This window comes from Pauljensenia sp. UMB1177, from assembly GCF_030217965.1.
GTDB classification, from domain to species: Bacteria; Actinomycetota; Actinomycetes; order Actinomycetales; family Actinomycetaceae; genus Pauljensenia; species Pauljensenia turicensis_A.
The window spans coordinates 509,870-535,093 of the sequence record NZ_JASOOV010000001.1 but is presented as its reverse complement, the minus strand read 5'-3'; the positions used below and the strand labels follow the sequence as shown (position 1 = coordinate 535,093).

Annotated in this window: 23 protein-coding genes; 7 read left to right on the top strand and 16 right to left on the bottom strand. The window is 57.3% G+C overall.

From position 1 onward, the window contains the following. Positions 1–112: 112 nt before the first annotated feature. From QP442_RS02285 to QP442_RS02275, 3 genes are all read right to left on the bottom strand, one after another. Entirely contained in the window at positions 113–2,116 is a 2,004-nt protein-coding gene (locus tag QP442_RS02285) for a sucrose-specific PTS transporter subunit IIBC (RefSeq protein WP_285069545.1), read from the bottom strand. A 283-nt stretch (positions 2,117–2,399) separates the two neighbouring features. Further along, positions 2,400–3,893, bottom strand: coding sequence for a glycoside hydrolase family 32 protein (locus tag QP442_RS02280; RefSeq protein WP_103632926.1), 1,494 nt, complete (start codon positions 3,891–3,893; stop codon positions 2,400–2,402). Positions 3,894–3,947: 54 nt separating this feature from the next. Continuing rightward, complete coding sequence (locus tag QP442_RS02275) at positions 3,948–4,286, bottom strand: glutamate-cysteine ligase family protein (protein ID WP_336619948.1); 339 nt, start codon at positions 4,284–4,286, stop codon at positions 3,948–3,950. Positions 4,287–4,363: 77 nt separating this feature from the next. On the opposite strand from QP442_RS02275, the gene QP442_RS02270 reads away from it, so the two are divergent. Further along, positions 4,364–4,747, top strand: coding sequence for a phage holin family protein (locus tag QP442_RS02270; RefSeq protein ID WP_006680511.1), 384 nt, complete (start codon positions 4,364–4,366; stop codon positions 4,745–4,747). Positions 4,748–4,883: 136 nt separating this feature from the next. Here the strand turns inward: QP442_RS02270 and QP442_RS02265 are convergent, their stop codons facing one another. From QP442_RS02265 to QP442_RS02240, 6 genes are all read right to left on the bottom strand, one after another. Then, positions 4,884–5,531 carry a TenA family protein gene (locus QP442_RS02265; protein WP_257878447.1) on the bottom strand — a complete coding sequence of 216 codons (648 nt, stop codon included), beginning with the start codon at positions 5,529–5,531 and terminating at the stop codon, positions 4,884–4,886. Beyond that, complete coding sequence (gene thiD, locus QP442_RS02260; RefSeq protein ID WP_103632923.1) at positions 5,518–6,348, bottom strand: bifunctional hydroxymethylpyrimidine kinase/phosphomethylpyrimidine kinase; 831 nt, start codon at positions 6,346–6,348, stop codon at positions 5,518–5,520. The genes QP442_RS02265 and thiD overlap by 14 nt, the downstream gene beginning before the upstream one ends. Continuing rightward, positions 6,345–7,040 (bottom strand): thiamine phosphate synthase, encoded by a 696-nt coding sequence (gene thiE / locus QP442_RS02255; protein WP_006680514.1) that lies wholly within the window; start codon positions 7,038–7,040, stop codon positions 6,345–6,347. Before thiE ends, thiD begins: the two co-directional genes overlap by 4 nt. Next, positions 7,037–7,840 (bottom strand): hydroxyethylthiazole kinase, encoded by an 804-nt coding sequence (thiM, locus tag QP442_RS02250; RefSeq protein WP_103632922.1) that lies wholly within the window; start codon positions 7,838–7,840, stop codon positions 7,037–7,039. The genes thiE and thiM overlap by 4 nt, the downstream gene beginning before the upstream one ends. 147 nt (positions 7,841–7,987) lie before the next feature. Further along, positions 7,988–9,658: a hypothetical protein gene (locus QP442_RS02245; protein WP_103632921.1), complete on the bottom strand. Its 1,671-nt coding sequence runs from the start codon at positions 9,656–9,658 to the stop codon at positions 7,988–7,990. A gap of 1 nt (position 9,659) precedes the next feature. Continuing rightward, entirely contained in the window at positions 9,660–10,004 is a 345-nt protein-coding gene (locus tag QP442_RS02240; protein ID WP_103632920.1) for a hypothetical protein, read from the bottom strand. A 140-nt stretch (positions 10,005–10,144) separates the two neighbouring features. Here QP442_RS02240 and QP442_RS02235 point away from each other — a divergent pair, with 140 nt between their 5' ends. After that, positions 10,145–10,915, top strand: coding sequence for a fructosamine kinase family protein (locus tag QP442_RS02235; protein ID WP_285069544.1), 771 nt, complete (start codon positions 10,145–10,147; stop codon positions 10,913–10,915). Between the two features lie 48 nt (positions 10,916–10,963). Here QP442_RS02235 and QP442_RS02230 read toward each other — a convergent pair whose 3' ends face one another. Next, on the bottom strand, positions 10,964–13,048 hold the full coding sequence (locus tag QP442_RS02230; RefSeq protein ID WP_285067629.1) for an acyltransferase family protein: 2,085 nt from the start codon (positions 13,046–13,048) through the stop codon (positions 10,964–10,966). Between the two features lie 214 nt (positions 13,049–13,262). Here QP442_RS02230 and purB point away from each other — a divergent pair, with 214 nt between their 5' ends. Next, positions 13,263–14,732, top strand: coding sequence for an adenylosuccinate lyase (purB, locus tag QP442_RS02225; RefSeq protein ID WP_103632918.1), 1,470 nt, complete (start codon positions 13,263–13,265; stop codon positions 14,730–14,732). A 240-nt stretch (positions 14,733–14,972) separates the two neighbouring features. Here purB and QP442_RS02220 read toward each other — a convergent pair whose 3' ends face one another. After that, positions 14,973–15,191: a hypothetical protein gene (locus tag QP442_RS02220; RefSeq protein ID WP_006680521.1), complete on the bottom strand. Its 219-nt coding sequence runs from the start codon at positions 15,189–15,191 to the stop codon at positions 14,973–14,975. 159 nt (positions 15,192–15,350) lie between these two features. Beyond that, on the bottom strand, positions 15,351–16,235 hold the full coding sequence (locus QP442_RS02215; RefSeq protein ID WP_103632917.1) for a DMT family transporter: 885 nt from the start codon (positions 16,233–16,235) through the stop codon (positions 15,351–15,353). A 124-nt stretch (positions 16,236–16,359) separates the two neighbouring features. Between QP442_RS02215 and QP442_RS02210 the strand changes: the two genes are divergently transcribed. Continuing rightward, positions 16,360–17,091 (top strand): hypothetical protein, encoded by a 732-nt coding sequence (locus tag QP442_RS02210; RefSeq protein ID WP_103632916.1) that lies wholly within the window; start codon positions 16,360–16,362, stop codon positions 17,089–17,091. 24 nt (positions 17,092–17,115) lie between these two features. Here the strand turns inward: QP442_RS02210 and QP442_RS02205 are convergent, their stop codons facing one another. The 4 genes from QP442_RS02205 to QP442_RS02190 all read right to left on the bottom strand — a co-directional run bounded on the left by QP442_RS02205 (position 17,116) and on the right by QP442_RS02190 (position 21,693). After that, positions 17,116–17,652 carry a 3'-5' exonuclease gene (locus QP442_RS02205; protein WP_219810984.1) on the bottom strand — a complete coding sequence of 179 codons (537 nt, stop codon included), beginning with the start codon at positions 17,650–17,652 and terminating at the stop codon, positions 17,116–17,118. Between the two features lie 58 nt (positions 17,653–17,710). Next, positions 17,711–19,432: a glycoside hydrolase family 13 protein gene (locus tag QP442_RS02200; RefSeq protein ID WP_103632914.1), complete on the bottom strand. Its 1,722-nt coding sequence runs from the start codon at positions 19,430–19,432 to the stop codon at positions 17,711–17,713. Between the two features lie 82 nt (positions 19,433–19,514). Beyond that, positions 19,515–20,153, bottom strand: a complete 639-nt coding sequence (locus QP442_RS02195; protein WP_285069543.1) for a hypothetical protein — start codon at positions 20,151–20,153, stop codon at positions 19,515–19,517. Positions 20,154–20,196: 43 nt separating this feature from the next. Then, the gene (locus tag QP442_RS02190; RefSeq protein WP_103632912.1) at positions 20,197–21,693 is read right to left on the bottom strand and encodes an alpha/beta hydrolase; all 1,497 of its coding nucleotides are present in this window, start codon (positions 21,691–21,693) and stop codon (positions 20,197–20,199) included. 190 nt (positions 21,694–21,883) lie between these two features. Between QP442_RS02190 and QP442_RS02185 the strand changes: the two genes are divergently transcribed. From QP442_RS02185 to QP442_RS02175, 3 genes are all read left to right on the top strand, one after another. After that, positions 21,884–22,168: a metal-sensitive transcriptional regulator gene (locus QP442_RS02185; protein WP_103632911.1), complete on the top strand. Its 285-nt coding sequence runs from the start codon at positions 21,884–21,886 to the stop codon at positions 22,166–22,168. A 42-nt stretch (positions 22,169–22,210) separates the two neighbouring features. Continuing rightward, positions 22,211–22,456 (top strand): heavy-metal-associated domain-containing protein, encoded by a 246-nt coding sequence (locus QP442_RS02180; RefSeq protein ID WP_103632910.1) that lies wholly within the window; start codon positions 22,211–22,213, stop codon positions 22,454–22,456. A gap of 204 nt (positions 22,457–22,660) precedes the next feature. After that, positions 22,661–25,213, top strand: coding sequence for a heavy metal translocating P-type ATPase (locus QP442_RS02175; protein ID WP_103632909.1), 2,553 nt, complete (start codon positions 22,661–22,663; stop codon positions 25,211–25,213). The last annotated feature ends 11 nt before the right edge of the window (positions 25,214–25,224 follow it).

The following is a 25,224-nucleotide window of genomic DNA, read 5'->3' as shown; positions in this document are numbered from 1 at the left end:
TCAGGGGCACTGACGATTGTCAGTGCCCCTTCATTATTCGCACTCAGATCACACACACGACGGGGAGAAGGCCGTAGCCTTCTCCCCGTCACGTGTCAGGAATAAAACCCGATTAGGCAGTTACTTCCTTCGGCTGTGCCTCAAGGAAGGTATCGTTCGTGGAAACGGTGCCCGTGCCGGAAAGCTCGACGGAGTCAAACTTCTTCTTATTGGTGACGACAACCGGGGTGATGGTATCGTAACCGGCTGCGCGGATACCGTCCCAGTCAACCTCGGCGAGGACATCGCCACGACGGACCATGTCGCCCTTGGCGACGCGGGGGGTGAAGTACTTGCCTTCAAGCTTGACCGTGTCCATACCAATGTGGATCAGAACCTGCATGCCGGATGCGGACTTCAGGCCGTAGGCGTGGCCGGTCTCGAATGCGACCGTGACCTTGCCGTCAAATGGTGCGACGACTACACCACCGGCGGGAATGATTGCTGCGCCCGGGCCGAGCATGCCCTTGGCGAAGGACTCGTCCTTGACTTGCTCGAGCGGGATGATTTCACCGGCGAGAGGTGCGGTGATGGTGTAGTCGGTGTCTGCGCCTTCGGCGTATTCAACGATCTTGGCTTCTGCGACGCCAGTAGCTGCAGGTGCAGCTACGACGGCAGAATCGGCGGATGCTGCGACTGCGCCACCTTCGGTCAAGTCCACCTTGCCTCGCGTTGAGGCATAGGCGAAGGTGGCACCGAAGGATAGGGCAAAGACGAGGATTTCAAGGAGCAGGTACATCGGGATGTCGTTCGGGATGATCGACACGAAGCCGACGAAGCCTGCTGCACCGAGTGCCTGGCCACGAACGTCGAAGAGTGCGACGCCGGCGGAGCCGATTGCTGCAGCAACCATGCCGACGTAGAAGGGCCAGCGCAGGCGCAGGTTGACACCGAAGATTGCGGGTTCGGTAATACCGAAGACTGCGGACGCGCCGCCGGCGCCGGCGAGGCCCTTCAGCTTGGCATCGCGGGCCTTCAGGAAGACAGCGAGGGCTGCAGCACCCTGAGCGATGTTTGCCATGGAGGCGATCGGGAAGATGAAGTCACCGATGCCACCATTAACGGGGAGTAGCGGGATTTCAACTGCCGGGAAGGACTGGTGCAGGCCGGTGACGACGATCGGCGAGTAGAAGAAGCCGAAGATCAGGCCACCGATTGGGCCGAGCGTGGAGTAACCCCAGTTGATGCCGTTGGTGATACCTTCTGCGAGAACGCGGGTGATCGGGCCGATTGCGATGAATGCGAGGAAGCCGGTGAGAAGCATGGTGACCAGCGGGGTGACGAGGAAGTCAACGGTGCCGGACAGGCGCTTGTGCAGCCACTTTTCGATGACGCACATGACGAAGGTGACGGCGAGGGTCGGGATGACCTGTGCCTGGTAGCCGATCTTGGCAACTTCCATGCCGAAGAGGTGCCAGTATTCAACCTCTGCGTCGCCGGCAAGTGCCGCGCCGGTATTCCATGCATTGAGCAGGTCGGAGGAGATCATTGCCGCGCCGATTGCTGCACCGAGGTAGACGTTGCCACCGAAGCGCTTTGCAGCGGAGAAGCCAACCAGGACAGGCAGCGAAGCGAATGCTGCCGACGAGATCATGTTGATCAGGGAGGCGTAGTCAGCGATGGCCGGGAACATTCCAACGACGGACTGTTCGCCGAAGAGGCCTTCAGCGGTCAGAACGTTGTTGATAGCCATCATCAGACCGCCGGCGATCAGGGCGGGGAGGACTGGAACGAAGATGTCAGCGATCATCTTGATGAAGCGCGAGAAGAGGTTGCCGGACTTTGCGGCTTCTTCCTTGGCTTCATCCTTGGAGACCTCGCGGACGGAGTGGTTTTCGACCATCTTGCGGTAGACGTTGTCGACATCGCCGGGACCGACGATGATCTGGAACATGCCACCTGCTGCGAAGGTGCCCTTGAGGTCTCCGTTCGCGTCGAGGGCAGCCTGGTCAATCTTAGACTCGTCGACAATAACGAGTCGCAGGCGGGTTGCGCAGTGTGCGGCTGCGCTGATGTTATCGGCACCTCCGACCGCTTCTACAACTTCGGACGCCACCTTGGCGTAATCCATTGCCATCCACGTTCCTTTCTCGGTGGGCCAGGCGCGTGTACAACGTCGTCGTTCACTACCGGGCTATATAGCAATCGTTTGACATACTATGTGCGCCATACGCCTCAGCGCAAGGGCTTTTGTCTCATTGTTATGTGGACTTTTCGCCGAACTGACGCGCAAAAATGTGCGCTTACCACCTCAGCAGTGATGACCTGCGGACACATTCCAGCCGAAGCCCACCCAGATTGTCGATTCGCGAGGCCGCGCACACATCTCACATGCACCCTTTACTTGGCGCGGACACCTTTCAGTCCAGACGAGCCCTGCATATGTTTGTCAGAGTTACAGAACCCGATTCGCATCGCGCTTCGAGCCCAGCTGCTTCACCGTTCAAGAAGGAGCGGAAGGTGAAGGCCTTGCGACCATCTCCGAGGAAGATTTCAGTGAGAGACCGGTCGTGGATGATCTCAATATGCTCCGACTCTTCATCCGCGAGGGTCACGGTTCGTATATCTCCATGTGGGTAACGCGAGTCGGAGCGATCAACGGTCAGGGATGACGGACTCAGTGTCACATTCACTCCCGCCCCCTTTGAGCCGATGACGAAAGTAATGGAGGTGGCCTCGTCGGATGAAGTAGCGGAAGGTGCGTTGAACTCGACGTCAGCTGAGAACCTCCACGAACGCGAACCCGCGAGAGTCTCCACTTCGGAGTCGAATGACAGCGGCAAGCCGGGCAGGTAGGGACGCTGAACAAGCACGCCGTCAACCAACACCAGCTGTCGCGGAGAGGTCAAGCAGTGCACCCACCCTCCGGTTTCGATCGAGGGCTGGTCATCTTCGCTGGCGTTGCCGGCCCAGCCGACAAGAAGCGCGGGCTTCTCGTCACTCCATGCACCCCACGCAGTGTCAGTACGCGCGTAGACCTGGGGAGCGTAGAACTCGAAACCGCGGTCAAGCTCGGTAAATGATCCGTCACACTCGGTAAATTCTGTGCCGACCAGTTTTCCGACGATGTAAATGCAGGGGAAGATGTTTTCGTAGCCTTCGACGTCGGGGGCGATGCCCTGGGGACAGAAGATGAGGACGTCGCGGACTTCACCACTGACCTCATCGCTCAGGCGAACGAGGTTCGGGCATTCCCACATGTAGCCGAAGGCGTCGAATGTGCCGTTCGCATCGGGGAAGGTCATTTCTCCTTCACATTCCCAGGTACGCAGGTTGCTCGAACGGTAGAGAAGGGCGGCGCCGGTTTCGTTTTCACGTTGCACGCCGAGGAGCATGCGGTAGCTACCCGGCACTTCGGGATCGGCCCAGACCTGCGGGTCGCGGAAGTGAGCGGTATAGCCGTTGGGCTGATGGCCGATAATCGGCGGAACAAGCTTGGTGAACGATTTCATGTCGGACGTGATGACGACGCACTGGGTCGCTTCGCGCTCACCGGTCTGAGGATCCTTGTAGTTGCCCGTGTACCAGAGTTCCACGCCCTCTTCGGTCGCGATCGCAGTACCGGAGTAGGCGCCGTTTGCGTCCTGGTGACTGTCGGGCAGGATCGCAGGTTTCAGGTATTCCCAGTTCACGAGGTTCTTCGACGTCGCATGACCCCAGTAAACAAGCTTCTTCGGATGCTCCGGGGTGTACTGGAAGAAGGCGTGGTAAGTGTCGCCAACTTTGATCAGGCCGTTCGGATCATTGAGGCGCCCAACTGGCGGAGCGACATGAAATTGGGGGTAGTCCGCGTCTTCGCAGGCGTGAGAGCGACGTTCAGCATTGAGTGCAAAAGCCAGGAAATCCTCAGTCATTCTTCGAGACTAGCAAGTATGCCACTCGTTTGACAGAGGCTTTCGGTCATAACTTTACACACACCTCGAATCAGTCGGCCCGAATCGGGAAGCACGCCGCTTATTCAATTCCAGCAATTCGCGAGGCAGCACCGCAGGCGCGACCCCACGATCAAGATCACGCGACACCGTCTCAACCAAAGCGTGAACAAGCGCGGACAAAGCCCGCAATTCCGTCATATTCGTCGCCGAATCGAACGAGCGAACCTCAATCGTTCCACAGCCCGGCGATGGGCGAACATCCCAGCGAACCTCGTTGAAATTCACGATCCCGCCCGCGCGCTTCAAACGCTCCTCAAGATCTTCGACCTGCTCCCACGAATCCAACAGGTGTGGCAAGCCAGCGGTCGGCAGGCGTGGAGAGTCGGAATGTCGCCCGCGAAAAACCGCCTGCGGATGCGAAAAAGCTGGAACGCAGGCAGACTGGAAGTATGGAATTTATACTTCGACTCATTGCAACCATGGCTGGCATCTGGGCCGCGACTCTGATTGTGCCATCGATCAATTTCACCGACGGAACGTCACTAGCCTCCACTCTGATCGCCCTTGCGGTGATCGCATTGGTGTTCACTCTGGTGAACTCCCTGATCAAACCTCTGGTGAAGGTTTTGACCTTCCCCCTGTACATCCTGACCTTCGGTTTGTTCGCCATCGTTACCGACGCCCTGCTGTTCATGCTGACCGGCGCACTTTCAACATCCGTTGGCATTCCCTTTGAAACGGGTGGCTTCTGGGCAAGCTTCTTTGGTGCTGTCATCACCGCAATCGTCTCGTCCCTTGTTGCCGGCTTGATTGGCGCAAAGAAGGACAAGTAGTCCGCGTTCGGGCAGGTGACAATGTGAACCGCTGAGATTAGGGGGCGGGGGTGTTCTGGATCCAGAACACCCCCGCCCCGTCGTATTGCTCGACGCTTCGCACCTCAGGGAGATGCAGGCGGTGACCGAGGCTCTTTCAGATTGGCCACGTCTCCATTCGCCATGCCGCGTCCCAGAACATCCATTCGTATCGGCTGGCCTGAACGAACGCGTCCCTCATGCGCTGGCGCTGGAGTTCTACAACGCCTTCGGCCACGCGGTCAACGATCCCGCGGACGATCTTGGTTTCTTCCGCAAACACGGGGTTTGCGTACATTCCAATCCAGTCACCGTAGGGGTGTTTTTCAAGGTCACCGGCAGTGTCGAGGAGCTCAGTCCCCACCACTTGGTAGATCCAGAAGCAGGGCAGAACCGCTGCGACAGCAATCCCGTATTCACCGCTGGCAAGCTGGGCAGCCAAGAAGTCAGAGTAGGCACGACACGTTGGCGAAGGCGTTGCCGCTGCCATCACGTCGACGTGCGACGCGTGGAGCTCTCGCTCAACCTTGATCGAATTCGCCGATGCTTCGGCCCAGAACACCAGGTCATCCGGATCGTGCGCAAAAGTGGCGAGACCAGCAAGAGCCTTCGCGTATGCAGCTAAATACAGGGCGTCTTGGACCATGTAGTAGTTGAATTTGTCTTGGCTGAGGCTCCCGTCACCGAGACCTCGAACGAATTGCCCCTGGTCAATCGCTTTCTTAATGGGGGCGATCTCTTCCCACAGTTCGTCAGTGAACATCATTGTCCTTCATCATGTCGTCATTCCACAGCGCGTAGAAGTGGTGGACGGGACCGTGCCCGTGTCCGACTCCAAGCTCATCAGCCTGTTCGATCGCGCCCGTCAAGTACGCCTTCGCGCGCGTGACAGCTTCGAGCCACGAGTCGCAACGCGGGCGAAGAGCCGCAATCGATGATGAGAGCGTGCATCCTGTTCCGTGCGTATTCTTCGTGTGAATACGGTGAGCGGTCAGAATATGCGGTTCTGAGTCACCTTCGCCGAGGAAGACATCGCACGCTTTCTCATCCAGGTGACCACCCTTCACCAGCGCATTCTTCACGCCTAGCTCGCGCAAAGCGAACGCTTGCTCCGTCATCTCATTGACGTTGGTTGCCCAATCGGATTCAAGAAGAACCGCTGCCTCAGCAAGATTCGGTGTAATCAAATCTGCGACAGTGCACAGCTGCCGAACAGTGGCGATAGCCTCGTTGTCCAATAGCGGATCACCCGAAGTTGCCACCATCACCGGATCAAGCACCGTGTAAGGCAACCGCGGAAGGTATTCACCAACAAGGCGTGCCAAGTCTGCAGTTGCCAGCATCCCGATCTTCGTTGCATCGGGAGCAATATCGTCAAGAACCGTGTCTAACTGGAGTTTGACGAAATCAACGGGAACCGCGTGGACTCCGGCCACGCCCTTCGTTGATTGTGCGGTCAGAGCGGTAATGACGCTCATCGCGTACGCACCATTGGCGCTCATCGCTTTCATATCAGCCTGAATACCTGCTCCACCCGAGGGATCAGATCCGGCAATCGTCAAAGCGGTCACTGTAGGAATCATCGATCACTCACCCCCGTCGCTTCCTGACGACCAGCGTCGGGAGCGCTGCTCCACGCATTCAGAAGATCGCGAGCAGCCTGCTTCGGATCCTCTGCGCAACAGATTGCCGAAACCACGGCACCACCATTCACACCACGCGCTTTCAAAGGTGCCATGTCATCGATACCAACACCACCAATAGCGACACTTGGCATAACGGCAAGGCGCGCAAGCCGTTCACACCCGTCATAGCCAAGGACATCGGGCGTATTCGTCTTCGTTGCCGTGGTGCGCAGAACCGAGAGGCCAACGTGATCTGCAACCCCTTCGCTTGCCGCAATCCGCGCCTCTTCATCAGTCCCAACAGACAATCCAAGGAACGCGACCTCGCCGATCATTTCACGCACAACCTTCGCGGGAAGATCCGATTGACCAACGTGCACACCCGCAACTGGGACACCCAATGCGCGAGCTGCGAGGAACACATCCACCCGGTCATTGACGATCACGGGAACCTGGTCGCCGACCGCATTCGCTACTTCGCAGACCTCATCAAGGAAGGGACCGCCATCGGAAGTCTTCGCGCGAAGCTGGACGCACGTTGCTCCACCTTCGACGGCGGCTTCAACCGTTTCAAGAACACTCCGCCCCATCGATTCGCACTGCTCAGCATCCGTCACCAAATAGACCCGCAGGTCAGGAGCATTCCTCATGACAGCGGAATCCTGTCAAGGTCGTCTGTCGAGACCGAGTAGAGCGAATCAAGGAAGTGCATCTGGAACGTACCCGGGCCCGACGCTTTCTCTTGAGCAATCTCACCCGCAGCAGAGTAGACGGCGTGACCGGCAGCAACCGCTTCCAGCGGCGTCACCGCACGCGTCTTCGCCGCACCGACGAAAGCAGCGAGGAACGCACCCAGCGCACAACCACCACCGGTGACGCGAGTCAGCATTTCTGCGCCACCACCAACACGAATAATCTGATCTGCGCTGACGATTGCGTCGGTTGCGCCGGAGATTGCAACAACACTGCCGTAGTTGCGCGCAATGAGCTGGGCTGCTTCGAACGCTGATTCAACCTCGTCGGAGGCATCGACACCACGACCACCAGCTCCCTCACCCGCAAGCGCGATGATTTCCGAGGCGTTACCTCGAACAACAGTCGGCCCCATTGTCACCAGCTCACGCGCAAGATCGGTGCGATGCACCAAGGCACCAACCGCAACCGGATCCAATACCCACGGAACGTCCGCTGCGACCGCAGCTGACGCGGCTTCACGAGCAGCTTCACGCTGTTCGGGGGTCGGCGTTCCCAAGTTAATCAGCAGACCGGACGCGATCGACGCAAACGGTCCCGCTTCGCCAACAATGTCGACCATTGCAGGGGCAGCGCCGATGGCCAAAAGGACGTTTGCCGTAAAGTTTGTGACCACTGAATTGGTAATGCACGAAACCAATGGGCTTGTTTCTCGGACAGCTTCAAGAGCCGAAGATACGATGGCACGATCCATCATTGACATTCCCTTCGTCAGAATTATCTCGACAGGTTCAACGGGTTTTTTCTCAGCCTGTGGCACCCCGTGTCACGCCATCACGTTAGCAGGTTGGACGCGGTTTCAGAACGGTCGTCTGCATCTGTCCACCGGTGTTTATCCGATTGTTCAGCCCTCGTCATGGATGCGCCTAGTATCGAAGACATACGCTTGAGAGGTCGTCTGCTCGGTCAAACCGAGCGATTCGATCCGATGTTCTTCCCATTCTTTAACCTCGGTAAGCCCCGGCTCATTTTGGCGATTCTCAATATCTCCTAGCAGGTTGCGGTAGGTTCCAATGTCGTGCGCAACCAAATTCTGTCCCTGTTTTTCGGCCGGGATGTACGTTTGCCCGTCAAAGTGAACGGTTGTCACTCCTTGGGAAGTCGCTCCCCCGTCGAGTGCTGGCACCAGGTCTCTGGTGTTCTCTAATGCGAGGACGTGGACGTGCGAAGGAGTCTGCGATCCGCCAATCGGGGACCCCGCTGTCAGGGCTGATACGACGTGGTAGTTCTGGTTCACGTCGCTACTGGTCGCCAGTTGAGCGGCAATAATGCCTCCTTGCGAATGACCAACGAATTCGACGGGTTCATCCGCTTTGATTCCAGCCATTTTCATCGCCTCTAGGACCGCGCGCGATTGGTCGGATTCACGCCCTGCTACCCCCTCAAAATTGGTGAGCATATCCTGCGGGTTACTTCCCCCGACGCTCCACTTCTGAGTACCTCGAATGACGACTGACCAGGACGAACGTGTTCGTGATCCACCTGGCGATGACGCATCGGAGGGAATCGGAGTGCTGTGTCGGATGATCTTGATTTGCCCTTCTTCGCCTCCTGAATTCAGTCCTGAAAGTGACTCCAACAGTTGTGATGGTTTTCGCGGAGTTTCAACCGTGGACATAGGAGTAGGGGTGCTCATTGCAAGTCGAGTATCGGGGGTAGAAGGGGTGACCACGCGCTGAGTCGGATGCGAACGGATCGCACCAACCCCCTGCCCCACTCTACCGACGATCGACAGAACGGAGAGCGCGAAAGGCGTATGCGGACTCGCCGCCAATATGGGAGCGAATCCTTCTTTCACTGCTTTGATAATCCGATGTCCTCTGCCGGCTCCCGACGAGGAGCCTGTCTGAATTTCCACGCCCGTGACATTTCCGAAGAACAGTGCACCAATTCCGGACGACCACGATGCGGCGTACCCGGCGACCTGCTTCGTTGAGCTTCCGGGCACACCGCGCCGAGCGCCGAAAAGATGCAGAACGCCGAAGGAGAACGCGTCAAGATCGCGTTCAAAACGAAGTGCCGTTAAACCATCTGAGCGCCCGAACATGAACGCCAGGATCGCTGATAGGACATCAAGGTTCCGCGAGCGCACATCCCATGTGTTTTCCCTTAGCCACTGTGCAATCATCGGAAAGCCCGGTGCAGGCTCTGTGAGGTTCGGCTGCGAAAGATTCAGGTTGAAGATGGGACTGTCGTTGTGGGTTGATGACAAAAGCGCAACCGCTCGCGAGTCTGCGCCCGAATAGATGGCTGCACAGTAGGCGATCGAGTCGGCGAATGCGGACAGTTTGGCGCGAAGATACGTGATCAACGAGGCCACTTCTTCTATCGCACTAACAGCCGTGTATGCGGTGGGGCTGAGCCCGATGCCCAGGCGTGCATGATCCTGAGCCGACCGAGTGGAAGCGATCAATGCGGATAGCGACTCTTCACTCTTGCGAAGCCGGGTACATGCCCTGATCAACGCATCCGTGTCAACGTGCGTTGGCCCGCTTGTCACAACAATTCTGTTCATATCAGAACACACCTGATGACTCAGAGAACGTATGTGAAGCAAAAGAGGCAGGCGTATATGCGCCCAGCGATAACGGATTTGTTGTTTGTCCGGGCATCAGAACAACGCTGGCTAGCTGACACTCAGCAATCGCCGTGTCGAGCGCTAAAAGCGCATCATCTCCCGAGTCCATGACCACTCCGAGCTGTCCTAAAAGCACCAAGAGGTCATCTCGAGCTGCATCTGCAGCTCCACCCTGCCAGTCTTCGAAGCGCTCACATGCAACGTCGCCGTGTATGTCTTCAAGCACTTTGCATACGCTCCACATTGATTCGCGAGCGACCTGCATATTGCCTACTTCATCCACGGATCCTCCTTCCACTCCCCACGCTAGAAGGACAGTGACAACGAGGAAAGTCGAGGGAAGCAAAATTGTGGATAACCAATTTCAGGGACGAGCACCTGTGGATATCCTCGTAACAATTGCAGCCTCTAAGGAGTAACACCGTGGAAACGTTCCGGAAAACCGACCATCGGCCTCAGAAGATCTCCTATGAAGTGACAGCGCTCTTATGGCTCGCGGATGCGGGCGATCAGGCAACGCGGATTGTTCCCGTGCTCGATTACGGGAAGACCTGGCTCGAAGAGCCAGTCCTGTCTCGCATCGAAGCAACCCCGCGAATGGCTGAGGAATTTGGACGAGCCCTGGCGTATACGCACGCAGCGGGCGCGCCTCATTTAGGCGCTCCACCGTCCGGGCATACAACCGACGGGTGGATGGGTGAAGCTCCATTGCCTCTCTTAGCCGATGGGGGCAGCGCATCTTGGGGACAGTACTACGCCAAATACCGGGTTGAGCCCTATATTGACTGCCCAGCTTTTAGCCAGACAGACCGCGAGCGCCTGCATCAATTCGCTGAAAAACTCGCATCCGGGGTGTTTGATCATGACCAACCCGCTCTTGTCCGTTCCGGGGAAGTATCTCGACTTCATGGAGATCTGTGGAGCGGAAACGTCATGTGGACACCCGATGGTGTAACCCTTATTGATCCAGCAGCCCAAGGGGGTCACGGCGAAGAAGACTTGGCGATGCTCGGTGTTTTTGGTTGCCCTCATCTGGAAACAATCCGCGATGCGTACGCCGAAGCGTCACCTCTTCAGGATGGCTGGCGCGAACGCATCGGGCTTCACAGTCTTCATATTCTGATCATTCACGCCTATCTTTTTGGCGTGTCCTACCGGTCAGATGTGATGCAGATAGTGAAGAAATACGGCTAGTACAACAGGTGGGAGCCCCTCCGGGTCGAACACGTGCCACGTGCTGAATCAGTACGCCGCTTGTGCTCCGAATTGAGAATCCGTTTCGGCACTCGCTTCACTGTCGCGCAGGGAGATCTGAAGGGCCTCGTTCAGAGCACTCCGGATTGCTTCAACGTAAATCTGGTGCCCCTGATCCGTTGCCGGGTGCACGGAGTCTCCGGCAAGATCCTCGGGGTGACGGGAAATGGGGTTCGCCCAATCGGCCGCGAACACGTTCCGGTAGCGCGTTGCTGCACGCCAAATCGTGTCATTCGACGGTGGGATCCACGTTGTGCGAGCAGGACCGAATGCAGTGACCAGGATGAGCTTTCTCTCTGGCCCGATCTGGGCAACAAGTGCGTCAATCTGGTCGTCTGTCACGACATTATTCGTTGCCAGTGAGATGACGACGTATTCGCGAAGCAAGCCCTGCGCGTTCAAAGAATCGATGATGGGACCAGCAGCAAGAACAGAACGCGAGACCTCGGCATCAACGTAGACACCCGGGAATGCTTCGCTGAGCGCAGCCGAAGAACCCAGGGTGACCGAGTCGCCAATAATCGTGATTTCTTCGCCAGTGACCTGTGGCTGCGTGTAGTCGTAGCGGCGGATGAACTCTGGTTCGCCACTTTGTGCGCCAGACTGTGCGTCGCTTTGGGTCTCGCTCTGCGACTGGTCGCCCGACGAGGCCGCATCCGCGGACTGCGAGCCGGACGTCATCGCATCGCTGGCAGGAGCCGACATTGCTCCCTGTTCAATGGCAATTTGAGCGCTCGACTGATTCGGCGAGAACCAAAGTGCAACCGCAAACAGGGAGGCAATCACCAGTACAATCACGGCGATGACGATGCGTACTTTTCCAGTGAATGTCAGAAAACCTGACCACACGATACGGCACCACTGAAGGAAGCCGACGCGACGAATTGGAGTCTCAATAAACCTGTACGACAGCGCGGCGAAAAGAACCGATGCCACTGACACGAGCGTTGCCGACATTGACAGACTCATCTGGGGAGCCACGTAGAAAGCGAGCACCCACAACGGCCAATGCCACAGGTAGATTCCGTAGGATCGTTCTCCCAGCCACACCAGGGGACGTAGTTCAAGCACCTTGCGAAGCAGGCGGGCAGTCCCGGCGTAGGACACGTCGGGAAGCAAGCCACGGATAGTGAACGCCGTCGTCAAAGACACGATGACCATGCCCCACGGGTACATGAAAGACTCCGGCAACACGGTCATCAGGAACATCGTGGCAAAGAATGAGATGACGCCGAAGAAGCCTATATATCCGGCATGTTTGGCGCGTTCATCGACCATTTGCATGGCGTTGGGGACGGCGAATGCGAGGGCCGCGCCGATCATCAGACCCCACAGGTGAGTGTCTGTTCCCATGTATGCGCGCGAAAGGTCTTGGCCAACTAGGACAGCGTGCCATGCGGTCGATGCTCCGCCGATTCCAAGAGCGATCCAGATTCTGAGGTGTTTCGGTAGCCGAACCAGAAGAAGGAGGATCAGTGGCCAGATGACGTAGAACTGCTGTTCAACGGCGAATGACCATGCGTTGGTCAGGAGCAGTGGCGACTGTTGCTCGAAGTAAGAGGCGCCGGAGATGATTTCAAGCCAGTTGTACGTGCCGGTGAGCACGCCGACGACTTGGCGAGGGAGCGCAACTAGCGCATCCGTCCCGCTGAGCAGAGCAAGGATTCCCGCACCAATACACGTCGTGACCGCCGCCGGGACAAGACGCCTGAAACGTCGAATCCAGAAATGACCGATCCCAAGTGAACCGGTTGAATCCAATCGGTCTATCAGCAACAAGGTGATGAGGAAGCCCGATAGGACGAAGAAAATGTCGACGCCCGCGAACCCGGCTTTCGCGTACTGCGGGAGCAGGTGATAGACCAGAACGAACATCGCTGCGATGCCACGCATGCCGTCGAGTCCCTGCAAGCGTCGTCGAGTTGTCAGAGTTGGCGTCGGTTCCGATGGGGTGGACGAGGCCGCGCCTACTGACGAATCCCCTTCATTGTCCGAGTGCGCGGACTGAAAACCACCACCGGATTGACCGGAGGATTCAAAAGCACTCGGGCTCGGAGTATGGGGGTTCGTCACGCCCAAGATTTTAGAGTATCCACCATCGGGACACCCCATCGGGTGACGCACCTCAAAAGGTCAGACCCTCTCACGTTGAGTGGCCTCATCCCCTATCGACCTGCGGATACACTGTCCCGCTGACTATTCACGCGCACCCGAATATGTCCGGCATCATTACTTTCGTTGCGCAACACCGTTTCTTAACCACGCGCCAACATGAAAAGATGACACTATGAGCGCAAACTGGATTTCCCTTTTCTCTACCGATCATGGTTACGCCGATCTGGCAGCATCTGGCGAACCTTTGTCTCCGCTTGACGGCCGCTACCGCGCAGCCGTTGCACCTCTTGCGAATTACCTGTCCGAAGCCGGCTTGAATCGTGCGCGCATACACGTCGAGATTGAGTGGCTGATCCACCTGCTCGACAACACCGTCCTTCCTGGCGCGCCGACCCTGACCGACGCTGAACGCGACTACCTGCGCGCACTGCCCCGCGATTTTTCCGCCGACCACATCAAACGTCTCGGCGAATTCGAGGCCGTCACCCGTCACGACGTGAAGGCCGTCGAGTATCTGATCCGCGAGCACCTGGAGAAGGCCACCGGGGTCCTCGGCCCCGATTCCTCGCTTCCGCACCTGCGCGAGGTCGTCCACATTTTCTGCACCTCGGAAGACATCAATAACCTCGCTTACGCGCTCACCATCAAGGCTGGCATCGAGCAGGTGTGGCTGCCCGCCGCCCGCGAACTGCAGGCTCGACTGCTGCGCCTCGCTGAAGCCGGCGCAGACGCTCCGATGCTGGCACACACGCACGGTCAGCCTGCAACGCCCGTCACCATGGGCAAGGAAATGGCCGTGTTTGCCCACCGTTTCGCTCGTCAGCTGGCACGCATCGAAAACACCGAATACTTGGGCAAGATCAACGGCGCCACGGGAACTTGGGCAGCGCACGTCGTTTCCGTCCCGAACGCTGATTGGCCGGTCCTCGCTCGCAACTTCGTCGAAGGTTTGGGCCTGACCTGGAATCCGCTGACCACACAGATCGAATCTCACGACTGGCAAGCAGAGCTCTACTCCGATGTTGCGCGCGCCGGACGTATCGCACACAACCTGGCAACCGACTGCTGGACCTACATTTCGATGGGCTACTTCCACCAGAACCTCGCAGCGCAGGGCTCCACCGGTTCGTCGACTATGCCCCACAAGGTGAACCCGATTCGCTTCGAGAATGCCGAAGCGAACCTGGAAGTCTCGTGCGCACTGCTCGATTCCTTGGCATCGACGCTGGTCACCTCGCGTATGCAGCGTGACCTGACCGACTCGACGACCCAGCGCAATATCGGTGTTGGCCTTGGGCACTCGATCCTCGCGTTCTTCAACCTGGTTCGTGGCCTTGACGGCGTCGACATTGACGTTAACCGTATGGCTGCCGACCTGGATGCGAACTGGGAAGTTCTCGGCGAAGCGGTTCAGCAGGTCATGCGCACCGCGTCGATCGCCGGCGCAACCGGAATGACGAACCCGTACGAGCGCCTGAAGGAGCTGACCCGTGGCCACGAGGTCGGGGCCACCGAAATGCGTGAGTTTATCGCCGGCCTTGGGTTGCCCGCTAAAGAAGAAGCTCGCCTTTGTGCTCTCACACCCGCAACCTACATCGGTCTGTCGACCGAAATGGCACACTGGGTGAACGACGAACGCTGATCCGACTGATCGCATTAGTTTCGGGAGTGAGCAATCTGCTCACTCCCGAAACTTTTACACCTTGACCTTTGAATCGATGCGCTAGCGACTGGGCGCGATCGAAACAATCAGGACACGGAACTCGAATCTTCCGAGACCACCACTCCCGGGTGAAAAATCTTATAGCAATATCAACTTTTACAAAAGCTAAGTTTTATAGTCGTTCGGCCGGACTGTTAATCCTATAATTTTAGACTTAGATCACTTACCATATTTCTTCTCCAACTTCTCAATATCAGAGATATCAACCCACTCTTCAGAAAATCCACATTTACAACATACATATCTTTCTACTAAAATAGAAGACAGAGTAGTTAGACCTATAGGAATATTATTCCCTGCACCATAAGCTCCAACTTTACCTGGTATAAATAAAATATTGTCACTTCCACACTTTGGGCATTTGCCGGATTTTTTCATAAGATTTTGCCTCCTAAAATTCTACTTTCTATTACTTTACTTTCGCATTTTTAGATTAATTTTATAATTCATTCCAAAAAGCCTACTAATTTATATTTTATTTCTCTAGTAGAGGGCTTGAAACCCAGTATCCACCGTTGCTATCTGCCGTTGTCATAATTATGACACGAGACCCCCATCTGCGGTCGAAGACTTCCGTGGAGCGAGCTCTGCCAAGAGCATCGCGCCCACCACCAGCGAACCACCTGCGAACAGTCGCCACGTCAAATGCTCACCACCAAAGAGGATCGCGAAGATCGCTGCGAACACGGGCTCCGTCGTCATAATGACCGCGGCACTAGTCGCAGGAATTCTTGACTGCGCCCATGTTTGAAGTCCCACAGTTACGATGCCGGCAATGACCGCCATGTAGATCATGACCGCCCAGCCGTTGATTCCCGACGGCAGGACGATTCCACCTGGCAAGGCTGAAACACCACAGATCACACCAAGAGCAATCAGCTGAATGGCTGCCAAATCAAGACCGGATTCCTGACCAGCCCACTGATCAAGAAGCACAATATGAACGGCAAACAACACAGCCGAAATGAAGGTCAGTCCCTCACCAAGCCCGACGCTCAAACCGTTCAGAGACAAAATCGACAGTCCAGTAAACGCCAAGACCAGCGCAAACACGACGGGTTTTGAAATCGGCGTCCGGAACGCGATGAAAAGCAACAGTGGCGTCAGGATCACGTACATGCCCGTAATAAAACCGGACACCGACGCATCTGCCGTCTCCAGGCCAATCGTCTGCACGATTTGCGCCACGGCGAAGACCGTGCCCGCCATCAATCCGCGCTTCCACGTGGTGACAGGAGCTCGCAGAAGTGTGCGGCCTCGTAAAACAAAAATCACCAGCGCTGCAATGAAGAAGCGGACGCCCAGGAAGTCCAGCGTCGGAATCGCCGTCAGGATCCCCTTGATGATGAAGAACGTCGAGCCCCAGATCGCGGTCACACAGATCAGGGCCAGCATTGCAATGGCATCAACTCGGGTTTTCATCACGCCAGCCTAAACCAGGCGCTTGCACCGGCGGCGCGCACGTCCACTTGAAGGTTCGGTATCGAAACACAACACTGCGACGAAACCACTTGCCAGGCGTTGCACTGATTGACACCATCAATTTATGACAGTGTCGCAGCAAGAACTCCTAGTGAGCCACATTTCCATGGCCAGGCTCAAGCCGTATTTGAAGCGCACGGGAGGGGACATTCCCAAAAGCCTGGAACTATACTGTTGGCACGCCGAACTGGCGTCCGATGTTCACTTCATTCTGGGGATGACCGAAGTTTTTGTTCGCAACGCGATGGATCGGCAACTTCAGGCGTGGAACCGCAAACAGGACCCTGAAGCGACCAGTTGGCTTCTTGAGGATCCAGCTCCCCCGCTCGATAAGCTCTCTGCTTCAAAGCGAAGCCAAGCGTTGAACTGGGCGAATAAGGAATCTAAACAAAAACCGAAGGCTCACTCTCGCAAAGACCAGCCATCGCATGATGACGTCCTGTCCTGCGTCATGTTTGGAATGTGGGCGGATCTTCTTCCTCATCATGGGACAATCACGCCGTCAGATTTGGCCAGCTTGGAGGCAGAGAAGCATCGTCGCGTGTTGTGGAGACAGTGTCTGATTCACGCTTTCCCGAATGAGAAGGACCCCGACGGGTCAATCACCTACGGAAGGGTGGCGCGCCTCCACAATCTGCGTAACCGCGTTGCGCACATGGAGTTCCTGTTAGACGACGACATTGACGCGCGCATGCATGATGCCTTCAAGTTGCTTGAGTCGATCGATCATCGCATTGCCGTGTGGGTCGGTTCGAAGAGCACGGTAAAAGACACCTTGAGCAGGTGCCCCATCTAAGAATGCGCTGGCTGAAGGCTGTTTTCAGGGGGCAAGAGCGCCGTGCAGATCATCGCGGGACGCAAGGTGCCTGACGATTCGCGCACAAGCGTGAGCATCGGAACCCGCTTCGTGGTGATTCAGACTAAAGGTCGGATCACATTCGTGAAGAACAGTCGGCAACGCGTAATTTTCGAGGCCCGGAAGCATTCGTCGTGCCGTCAAATACGAGCAGAAAAAATGGTGGGGCAAAGAAAGTGTCCCAAAGTAGTCGTCCAAGTCTTTCCAGACTCGAGCGTCAAACATCGCGTTATGAGCGTAGACGGGGAGATCGCCAACGAAGCGTGCGATCTGGTCAGCGATCTGATCCCACATTGGAGCCGTCGCTACTTGACGCGGGCCGATTCCGTGAAGCCATGTGAATTCGAAGCGGCTATAACCCTGCGGGGGCTGAATGAAGGTCGAGAATTCGTCAGTCACCTGCCCGTCTTCCATTTTCACCAATGCCACCTGGCAGGCGGAGACTCCGCCACCGCGATTAGCAGTTTCGAAATCGACGGCAACAAAAGACGGTTGCGTCAAGAAGTGCAGGTTGGGAATGTATTTCGCATTAAAAGGCCGGCGCGACCGTGTTCTCTGTTCACTCAGTGTCAGCACCCCCATTCAGTGACCACCAGGATGTTGAGTCGGCGGGCAAACACCACGTGCGAGAATCAAAATCGGTGCCATCTGCCAGTGACATTCCGTTATCCAACAGGTGCACGTCACAGTCGGCAACCGCAGTATTCAGGAGTATCTGGGCACCTTGAGGGACCTGGACCTCAACATCTTCTCCACCTGTATTCGTCGCGCAGAACAGTCTTCCCGCGCTGAACGCCAGAACTTCTTCGGGAACCTGATCAGCCCAGTGCACACGGTGCGCTGACCCAACAAGTTGGCGTCGAAGTCCACCCAATCGCATGTACAAAGACAGCATTGATGTTGGATCCTCACCTTGTTCGTCACGTGCCCACGCTCGGAATTCTTCAGGTTGAGGTAGCCACGGAGCAGAAGCCCCCTCGGGTCCAAAACCCATTGACGATCCGCGCTTCTTCCACGGCAGGGGGACGCGACAGCCATCGCGGCCTCGTTGCTGGCCATTCGTGCGAATCCACATCGGGTCTTGCCTGGCCCAATCGGGAAGATCGAGTACTTCTGGAAGTCCGAGTTCTTCACCCTGATACACGTAGACCGTTCCCGGCAGAGCGAAAAGCAACGCGGTTGCTGCGCGCGCACGACGCTTGCCCAGCGCAGTATTCACGGGAGTATCTCGACGGGCATCTGCCAGCATGTCGAAAGGATCGGGGTCTTTGTCGATGCGTTCCTGACCCAAGCGGGTAACCAGGCGGTGAACATCATGGTTCGCCAACGCCCACGCGGGCCCATCTTCTTGCCCGGCAACCGCGAAGGATTGCTCAATCGAGCGACGCAACCTATACGCAAACCAAGGCTGAACCAGCAGGTCAAACGCAAATGACTGCTGAAGATGCCCAGGAGCTGTAAAACGAGTGAAAACCTCGGGATCATTGACCCACGCTTCGCCGACAAAATACTTCGGCGGATCGTAGGATTCGGCAAGCTGACGCCACTGGCTATAGATTTCGAAGAGCTCCGGCTGGGTCCACAAACCCGATTGGTCCGCGTGCGTACCGCGCGGAATCGGAAGGGACTTCACCATGCCGTGTGCAACATCGATACGGAACCCGTCGACTCCACGGTCAAACCAGAATCGCAGAATATCGAGGAATTCGGTGCGGACATCCGGGTTGCGCCAGTTGAAATCAGGTTGCGTGGAATCAAAGAGATGCAGATACCACTGAGGATTTTCGGTCCCATCGTCTAAGCGATCCCAGGCTGAGCCACCAAAAACCGACGGCCAGTCATTCGGTGGCTGACTCCCGTCACCTTCCCCGTCGGCAAAGATAAAACGATCGCGTTCGGGTGAGCCGGGACCTGCGGAAATAGCGTCGATGAACCACTGGTGTTCGCTGGAACAGTGGTTGGGGACGATATCCATCAGCACGCGAATATCCCGCGTGTGAGCGTGCGCGACCAGCTGATCGAAATCGGCCAGAGTTCCATAGTCGGGCAAAATCTGACGATAATCCGCAATGTCGTAGCCGTGGTCGTGTTGCGGAGATAGATAGCAGGGGTTCAGCCAAATCGCGTTAACGCCCAGCTTCGCCAGATCGTCCAGCGACTGCGTAACCCCCGGCAGGTCACCAATCCCGTCGCCGTTCGAGTCACGAAATGAGCGGACATAGACCTGATATGCGACCGCACCGCGCCACCACGCTCCATTGTGTTCCTGGTGAGCAGTCATTCCGACCCCCGATCTGATAGTCCGTTGTGCTCCGCGCACTCCACTATTGTCCATCAGACCATGGAGAAACCGAATTTCGTTGTTACGGGCGCCAGTTCCGATCCGACGCGGGAGCACCGTATCGCTCGAACAGGTCGGTGGGTCGAGCGGTTCCGTCTTCGAATCCCAGTAGCGTCATATCCGCCATCACTATCGACGAGGCCGCACCCGTTTCGCTCATGTCCAGAGCATCTGCGGATATACAGTTCTTGTCTGCCTGCCCCTCTGTGTCACAGTCGGCATCGGCTAGAATCTGCGCCATAATACGACCACGGATAGCGAGTGGAGCTAGTTCACCATTGTCCCAGACAGCGTGGGTCGCCCCATCAAGAATCTCTCTCAAGTCATCTTCTTGGCATTGCGCTCCGTCGGTATCAAGCGTGATATCGAAGGTCACCAGCGCCGGTTTCCCGAAGCCTTCCCCTACGTTCACCGACACATCGAAGTGAATGTCTTTCCAGTATTTTTCAGTGAGAACATCATCGATCCCCGCTTCGATCAGAGTTTCAAAACGGTCTGATCGGCCTCGTCGACGTGTCGGCTTCATTGCACGAAAGGCGATACCTGCACCCAACGCGCCAAGGCCTAAGACCCCGATCATCAGAGGGCTTCCGATCTGCGGAATCTGTGAATTCTTGCCGTTGCCGGCTGAAGGTATCCTCTGGCGTGACATGGCAGCCATCCGCATCCTCCGTCCGATTTCGGACAATTCTGAGCCTGTGGATTCACTCGTCATTGGGTGTCCTTTCCAGGGAGGGGAAGTCATTCAGAGTCGATGTGGAGAGCGCCCCTTCATCGGAGTCACTGGATGCAACTGAGACGGTGGCGCACGATGAGGAGGGTGGCCAAGAAACATCGAATTCCACGGGAGTGACGGAATCGTCTTTTGCAAGCGTTGCCACCGGGTCGAATGTCTCAAAAGAGGTCGGCGTTGTGACGTCCTGCCAGATTTCGTAAAACATGACGCGCGTGACCTCGTCATCTTGAGGAAGAAAATCCTGCAGTGCAGCAACAGCGGACGCGGTTCGACCCCACGGATTGACCTTCACCATGCGCTCCAAATAGCGCACTGTTTCGGTGTACGTTGCCGACGAATGGGCGTAATAGAGAGGCTGGCGACGCGGTCGCACCAACTTACGACCGATCACGACTCGGTGATCGACCTGACGCGCCGGAGTTCCATCCATCGACGGGATAACGTCCTGGTCGTGAGCCAGCGACACCATGGTGACGTCCGGGCGAATCCGATACCTGCGCGCCGGTGCTCCCGTCGCCAGGATTGCTTGCACATCTAGGCCGGCCATCTTGGGATTCATCGACGCCAACACGGTCGCAATCAATCCCCCCTGCGAATGACCGCAGATCAGCACCGGTTCCGTTGCGTACTCTTCCGGGTTAAGGCCATCGCGTTTCATTGCATCGTGGATCGCCATGACAAGCCCACTGCGCATATTCGATTCGATACCGATCATTTCGCGGATGTTTGATTCCATATCCGCCGGATTCGCGTTCGATTCGAAGTCCATACGCGCCGTTCCAGGCAGGGATACCAGCCATCTGCGGGCTTCTCCTTCGCCGACGCGGGTTATTTTCACCGTGTGCCCGTCGGTCATCGACCAGTACATGTCGTCGATATCGACGCATAGATCACTCAGACTCTGGGGGGCTTGCCAGCGACGAAGTGCAGCTGTGGCGTGTCCGGCTGGGGGATCAATGGACGAGGCTTCGGCTGAATCTGCGATCACTTGGGCGTGAACAGGGCCGGAATGAATGTAGCCCACGGCCGTTCCGATCGACAGCATTCCGGTCATCAATGTGTCGTATGCGCGTTTGGGAACAAGAGGAAGTGCTTGAGCTGCTCGTTTCCCCATTGGACTGTCGGGTTCAAGGGCGATACGAGCACGCATCACCGTCTTTGCCACGTGGGAAACAGCCTGCGCACTACCGGCGAGGAAGCGGACGAAGAGCGTATCAAGACCGGGTTCGTCGAAGAAAAGGCGTTGCGAGCGCTCCGATGAATCGGCGCCCATCGATTGAGAGGCGTGGCGAGCTTTTTGTCGCATCTCTTCAGAGAGGGCGGGAGCTTCTGAGACGAGGCTTAATGCCACGGAGGCAAGGAGTGCTGGAGCCAAAGGAATCAGGCGCATGGCGGTGTAAGCGGGAGAAAACGACTGGGGAACACGGCGAGGCGCATAGATGCGTGGTGTACGACGACGCGCCATGGCTTCTCCTTTCCTCGCGGTTCCTTGTCTTTCAAGCGTAGTGCGGTCAGCGAAAGGCGCAATCAGGGACACCCCCTGTTCATTTGCCTGTTCCCTGAGTTCCACACGTACCGTGGCAGATTTCAGCCATTGACACCCATACCCCCTAGGGGTATCTTCGTTTCAGAAGGACAAGCAGGAAAGGCAACCTATGGCATACGGATATTCAGCCTCCACTGACCGTTATCTGGCCAGACTCCGCCGTATTGAAGGACAGGTTCGCGGACTCCAGCGCATGGTCAGCGAAAACGAGTACTGCATCGACATCATTACGCAGATGTCCGCCGTTCAATCAGCGCTCGATTCTGTTGCCATCGGCCTGCTGGAAGACCACATGAACCACTGCGTCGTCCACGCCGCCAAAGAATCCGACGAAGCCGCGCACGAAAAGATTGAAGAGGCCACCAAGGCAATCGCCCGACTCATCAAGTCCTGAACCACCTACTTTGCACGATCCAGCCACAACAAGGAGAACAGCATGACCATGGAAATCGATCGCACCGTTGAACTCGCCGTTAATGGCCTGACCTGCGGACACTGCGTCCAGTCCGTCACCGAGGAACTATCCGATGTTGCCGGCGTGAAGAACGTTGACGTCATCCTCAACTCCGGTGCCACCTCCAAGGTCACCCTCGTGTCCGACGTTGCCCTTGACGATGACGCCCTGCGTGAAGCCGTGTCCGAAGCAGGCTTCGAGCTGGTCGGCATCACCCGCGACTTCTGAGACCCTCGGGCGCGGGCATCGCCCGCGCCCGGCCTCGTACCTCAAAACTGGCCGGCACGTGGCCCAACATAACGCGCCACGTCCTCGACCACCTCCCTTCCGCGCCCGGACACCCACGACCGCCTGCAGGCACGCCACCAGTCGGCATGCCCACACACTCAGCCTTCGTGGCACGTCCCGACAAGCGGACAAGGAAAGACAACCGTGTCTACATTCTCCACTCTTCAGTCCGTCGCCCCCGTTTCCGACTCCTATGAATCCGAGGGCACAACCCACATCGGCGAAGGCATCAAAGTTCATGCGCAGGATCTCAAGCGCCGACTGATCATCTGCATCCCCTTCTGGCTGATCGCCATGCTTTTGTCGATGCTGCCCACCTGGCAGTTCGTCGGCTGGCAGTGGGTTGTCGCCATTGCATCGATCCCCGTCACCACCTGGGGTGCATGGGCCTTCCACAAGGCAGCCTTTGCGGCTGGACGCCACGGATCAACAACGATGGACACCCTGGTGGCACTGGGCGTCACTGCGTCCTCCCTGTGGAGCTGGTGGGCTCTCCTCTTCGGTGGTGCAGGCGAACTCGGCATGCGCATGTCGATGACTCTCTTCCCACGCGCAGCCACGGCCACACATCACGCGGAAATCTATTTCGAGGGCGCCTGCACGATCACCGTCTTCCTTCTGACCGGACGGTGGATGGAAGCGCGCGCCCGATACCGCGCCGGCAACGCACTGCGAGCGCTGCTTGAATTCGGCGCAAAGGAAGCGACGAAGATCGAAGTCGATCCCGCCACCGGCGAGCGTCACGAAGTGGTTGTTCCGGCAGCATCTTTGCAGGTCGGCGACATGTTCATTGTTCGGCCCGGCGAGAAGGTGGCCACGGACGGCATCGTTGTTGAAGGCCAGTCCGCACTCGACACTTCCTTGCTAACCGGCGAATCTGTGCCCGAAGATATCAGCGTGGGCGACGAGGTCACCGGCGCGACGATCAACACGTGGGGCACCCTCGCGGTCAAGGCAACCCGAGTCGGAGCCGACACTACTTTTGCTCGCATCGGCGCGATGGTGAGCCAAGCGCAGGCCAGTAAAGCCCCTGTTCAGCGACTTGCCGACCGTCTTTCCGGAGTCTTCGTTCCGGTCGTCATCGGCATCGCACTGGCGACTTTGATCGGCTGGCTGATCGCTGGAGCATCCCTGCAAGCAGCCTTCACCGCCGGCGTTGCCGTGCTGGTTGTCGCCTGCCCATGCGCACTCGGCTTGGCGACTCCGACCGCTCTTATGGTGGGATCCGGTCGCGCATCCCAGCTGGGTATCGTCATCAAATCCGCCGAAACGCTGGAGCAGACGCGAACGATCGACACGATCGTTCTGGATAAGACCGGCACCGTCACCACCGGCAAGATGTCGCTGGAAAGCATCGTTGCTCCACCAGAGTCGAACGGCGACCGGCTATCGGAAGATATAATCCTCAGCCTTGCTGCCGCGGTTGAGTCTGCGTCCGAGCACCCTATTGCTCGCGCCATTGTCAGCGGTGCGAGCGCGCGGGGAGTCGCGCCCTCGTCGATTCGCGGATTCTCGAACCACGCAGGACTTGGTGTATCTGCGCTGGTAGACACCCCTTCCGGTGGCGATTCGCTGGTGTTGGTTGGACGCGCGTCATGGCTGGATTCCCTGGGCGTCACCATTCCGTACGAGGTCGAGTCTGCAGTTGCCACCGCCGAAGCAAGTGGCGCGACCGCAATCATGATCGCCCAGACTGGCCAGTGGAGTGATTCCAACGAGGCCGGCCACGCTCACTCAGCCACCGCAGTAGAATCGGTGGCCGACTCTTCCACCTCCGAGTCGGCAGAAACTTCGCTTGACATCCCCGGCTTGACCGCGCCCGCTCCTCTGGCCACGATCACTATGAACGTCCAGGGCATGACGTGCGCGTCGTGTGTGCGCAGGGTCGAGAGGAAGCTCGGCACACTCGACGGTGTCAGTGCCTCGGTGAACCTTGCGACCGAGTCCGCGACGATCACGCTGACCAAACCGCACACGGATGAAGAACTCGAAACCATCGTCAACAACGCGGGATACCAAGGAACCGTGCTTTGGCGAACCGACGTATCTGCGTCAGAGACGTCGATGTCAGCGAACACCGAAGAGAAGACGACCTCCGCTCAGAGGATCCTGCCGGAGCGTATTGAAGGCTACGCGTACGGTGTTCTGGTTGTTCGTGACACCGTGAAGGACACGTCTAAGACCGCAATCGAGCAGTTCAAGGGATTGGGTATTGAGCCGATCCTACTGACCGGAGACAACGAGGCAGCCGCTCAACATGTTGCTCAGCAAGTTGGTATTTCGCGCGTTATTTCGCAGGTTATGCCGGAAAAGAAGTTCGACATCATCAAGGGATTGCAGGATGAGGGACGCGTTGTCGCCATGGTTGGCGACGGCATAAACGACGCTGCGGCACTTGCTCAGGCGGGCACCCATGGCCTGGGGATCGCTATGGGATCAGGGACCGATGTTGCGATCGAGGTCGCCGACGTTACGTTGGTCAATTCCGACTTGACCAGCGCAGCCACTGCCATCCGCATTTCGCGCCGTACCCTGCGCATCATTAAGGGCAATCTGTTCTGGGCATTTGCCTACAACGTTGCAATGATTCCGCTGGCAATCGCCGGCCTGCTGAACCCCATGCTTGCGTCGGCTGCAATGGCGTTCTCATCCGTGTTCGTTGTGTTGAATTCGTTGCGTTTGCGTTCAGCACACTAGCGGGTCACCAC

Excerpts from the sequence above, each read along its gene's own strand:
- QP442_RS02285 (WP_285069545.1), bottom strand. The coding sequence starts at position 2,116 with ATGGCAATGGATTACGCCAAGGTGGCGTCCGAAGTTGTAGAAGCGGTC.
- QP442_RS02280 (WP_103632926.1), bottom strand. The coding sequence starts at position 3,893 with ATGACTGAGGATTTCCTGGCTTTTGCACTCAATGCTGAACGTCGCTCT.
- QP442_RS02270 (WP_006680511.1), top strand. The coding sequence starts at position 4,364 with ATGGAATTTATACTTCGACTCATTGCAACCATGGCTGGCATCTGGGCC.
- QP442_RS02265 (WP_257878447.1), bottom strand. The coding sequence starts at position 5,531 with ATGATGTTCACTGACGAACTGTGGGAAGAGATCGCCCCCATTAAGAAA.
- thiD (WP_103632923.1), bottom strand. The coding sequence starts at position 6,348 with ATGATTCCTACAGTGACCGCTTTGACGATTGCCGGATCTGATCCCTCG.
- thiE (WP_006680514.1), bottom strand. The coding sequence starts at position 7,040 with ATGAGGAATGCTCCTGACCTGCGGGTCTATTTGGTGACGGATGCTGAG.
- thiM (WP_103632922.1), bottom strand. The coding sequence starts at position 7,840 with ATGATGGATCGTGCCATCGTATCTTCGGCTCTTGAAGCTGTCCGAGAA.
- QP442_RS02245 (WP_103632921.1), bottom strand. The coding sequence starts at position 9,658 with ATGAACAGAATTGTTGTGACAAGCGGGCCAACGCACGTTGACACGGAT.
- purB (WP_103632918.1), top strand. The coding sequence starts at position 13,263 with ATGAGCGCAAACTGGATTTCCCTTTTCTCTACCGATCATGGTTACGCC.
- QP442_RS02220 (WP_006680521.1), bottom strand. The coding sequence starts at position 15,191 with ATGAAAAAATCCGGCAAATGCCCAAAGTGTGGAAGTGACAATATTTTA.
- QP442_RS02215 (WP_103632917.1), bottom strand. The coding sequence starts at position 16,235 with ATGAAAACCCGAGTTGATGCCATTGCAATGCTGGCCCTGATCTGTGTG.
- QP442_RS02210 (WP_103632916.1), top strand. The coding sequence starts at position 16,360 with ATGACAGTGTCGCAGCAAGAACTCCTAGTGAGCCACATTTCCATGGCC.
- QP442_RS02200 (WP_103632914.1), bottom strand. The coding sequence starts at position 19,432 with ATGACTGCTCACCAGGAACACAATGGAGCGTGGTGGCGCGGTGCGGTC.
- QP442_RS02195 (WP_285069543.1), bottom strand. The coding sequence starts at position 20,153 with ATGGCTGCCATGTCACGCCAGAGGATACCTTCAGCCGGCAACGGCAAG.
- QP442_RS02190 (WP_103632912.1), bottom strand. The coding sequence starts at position 21,693 with ATGGCGCGTCGTCGTACACCACGCATCTATGCGCCTCGCCGTGTTCCC.
- QP442_RS02185 (WP_103632911.1), top strand. The coding sequence starts at position 21,884 with ATGGCATACGGATATTCAGCCTCCACTGACCGTTATCTGGCCAGACTC.
- QP442_RS02180 (WP_103632910.1), top strand. The coding sequence starts at position 22,211 with ATGACCATGGAAATCGATCGCACCGTTGAACTCGCCGTTAATGGCCTG.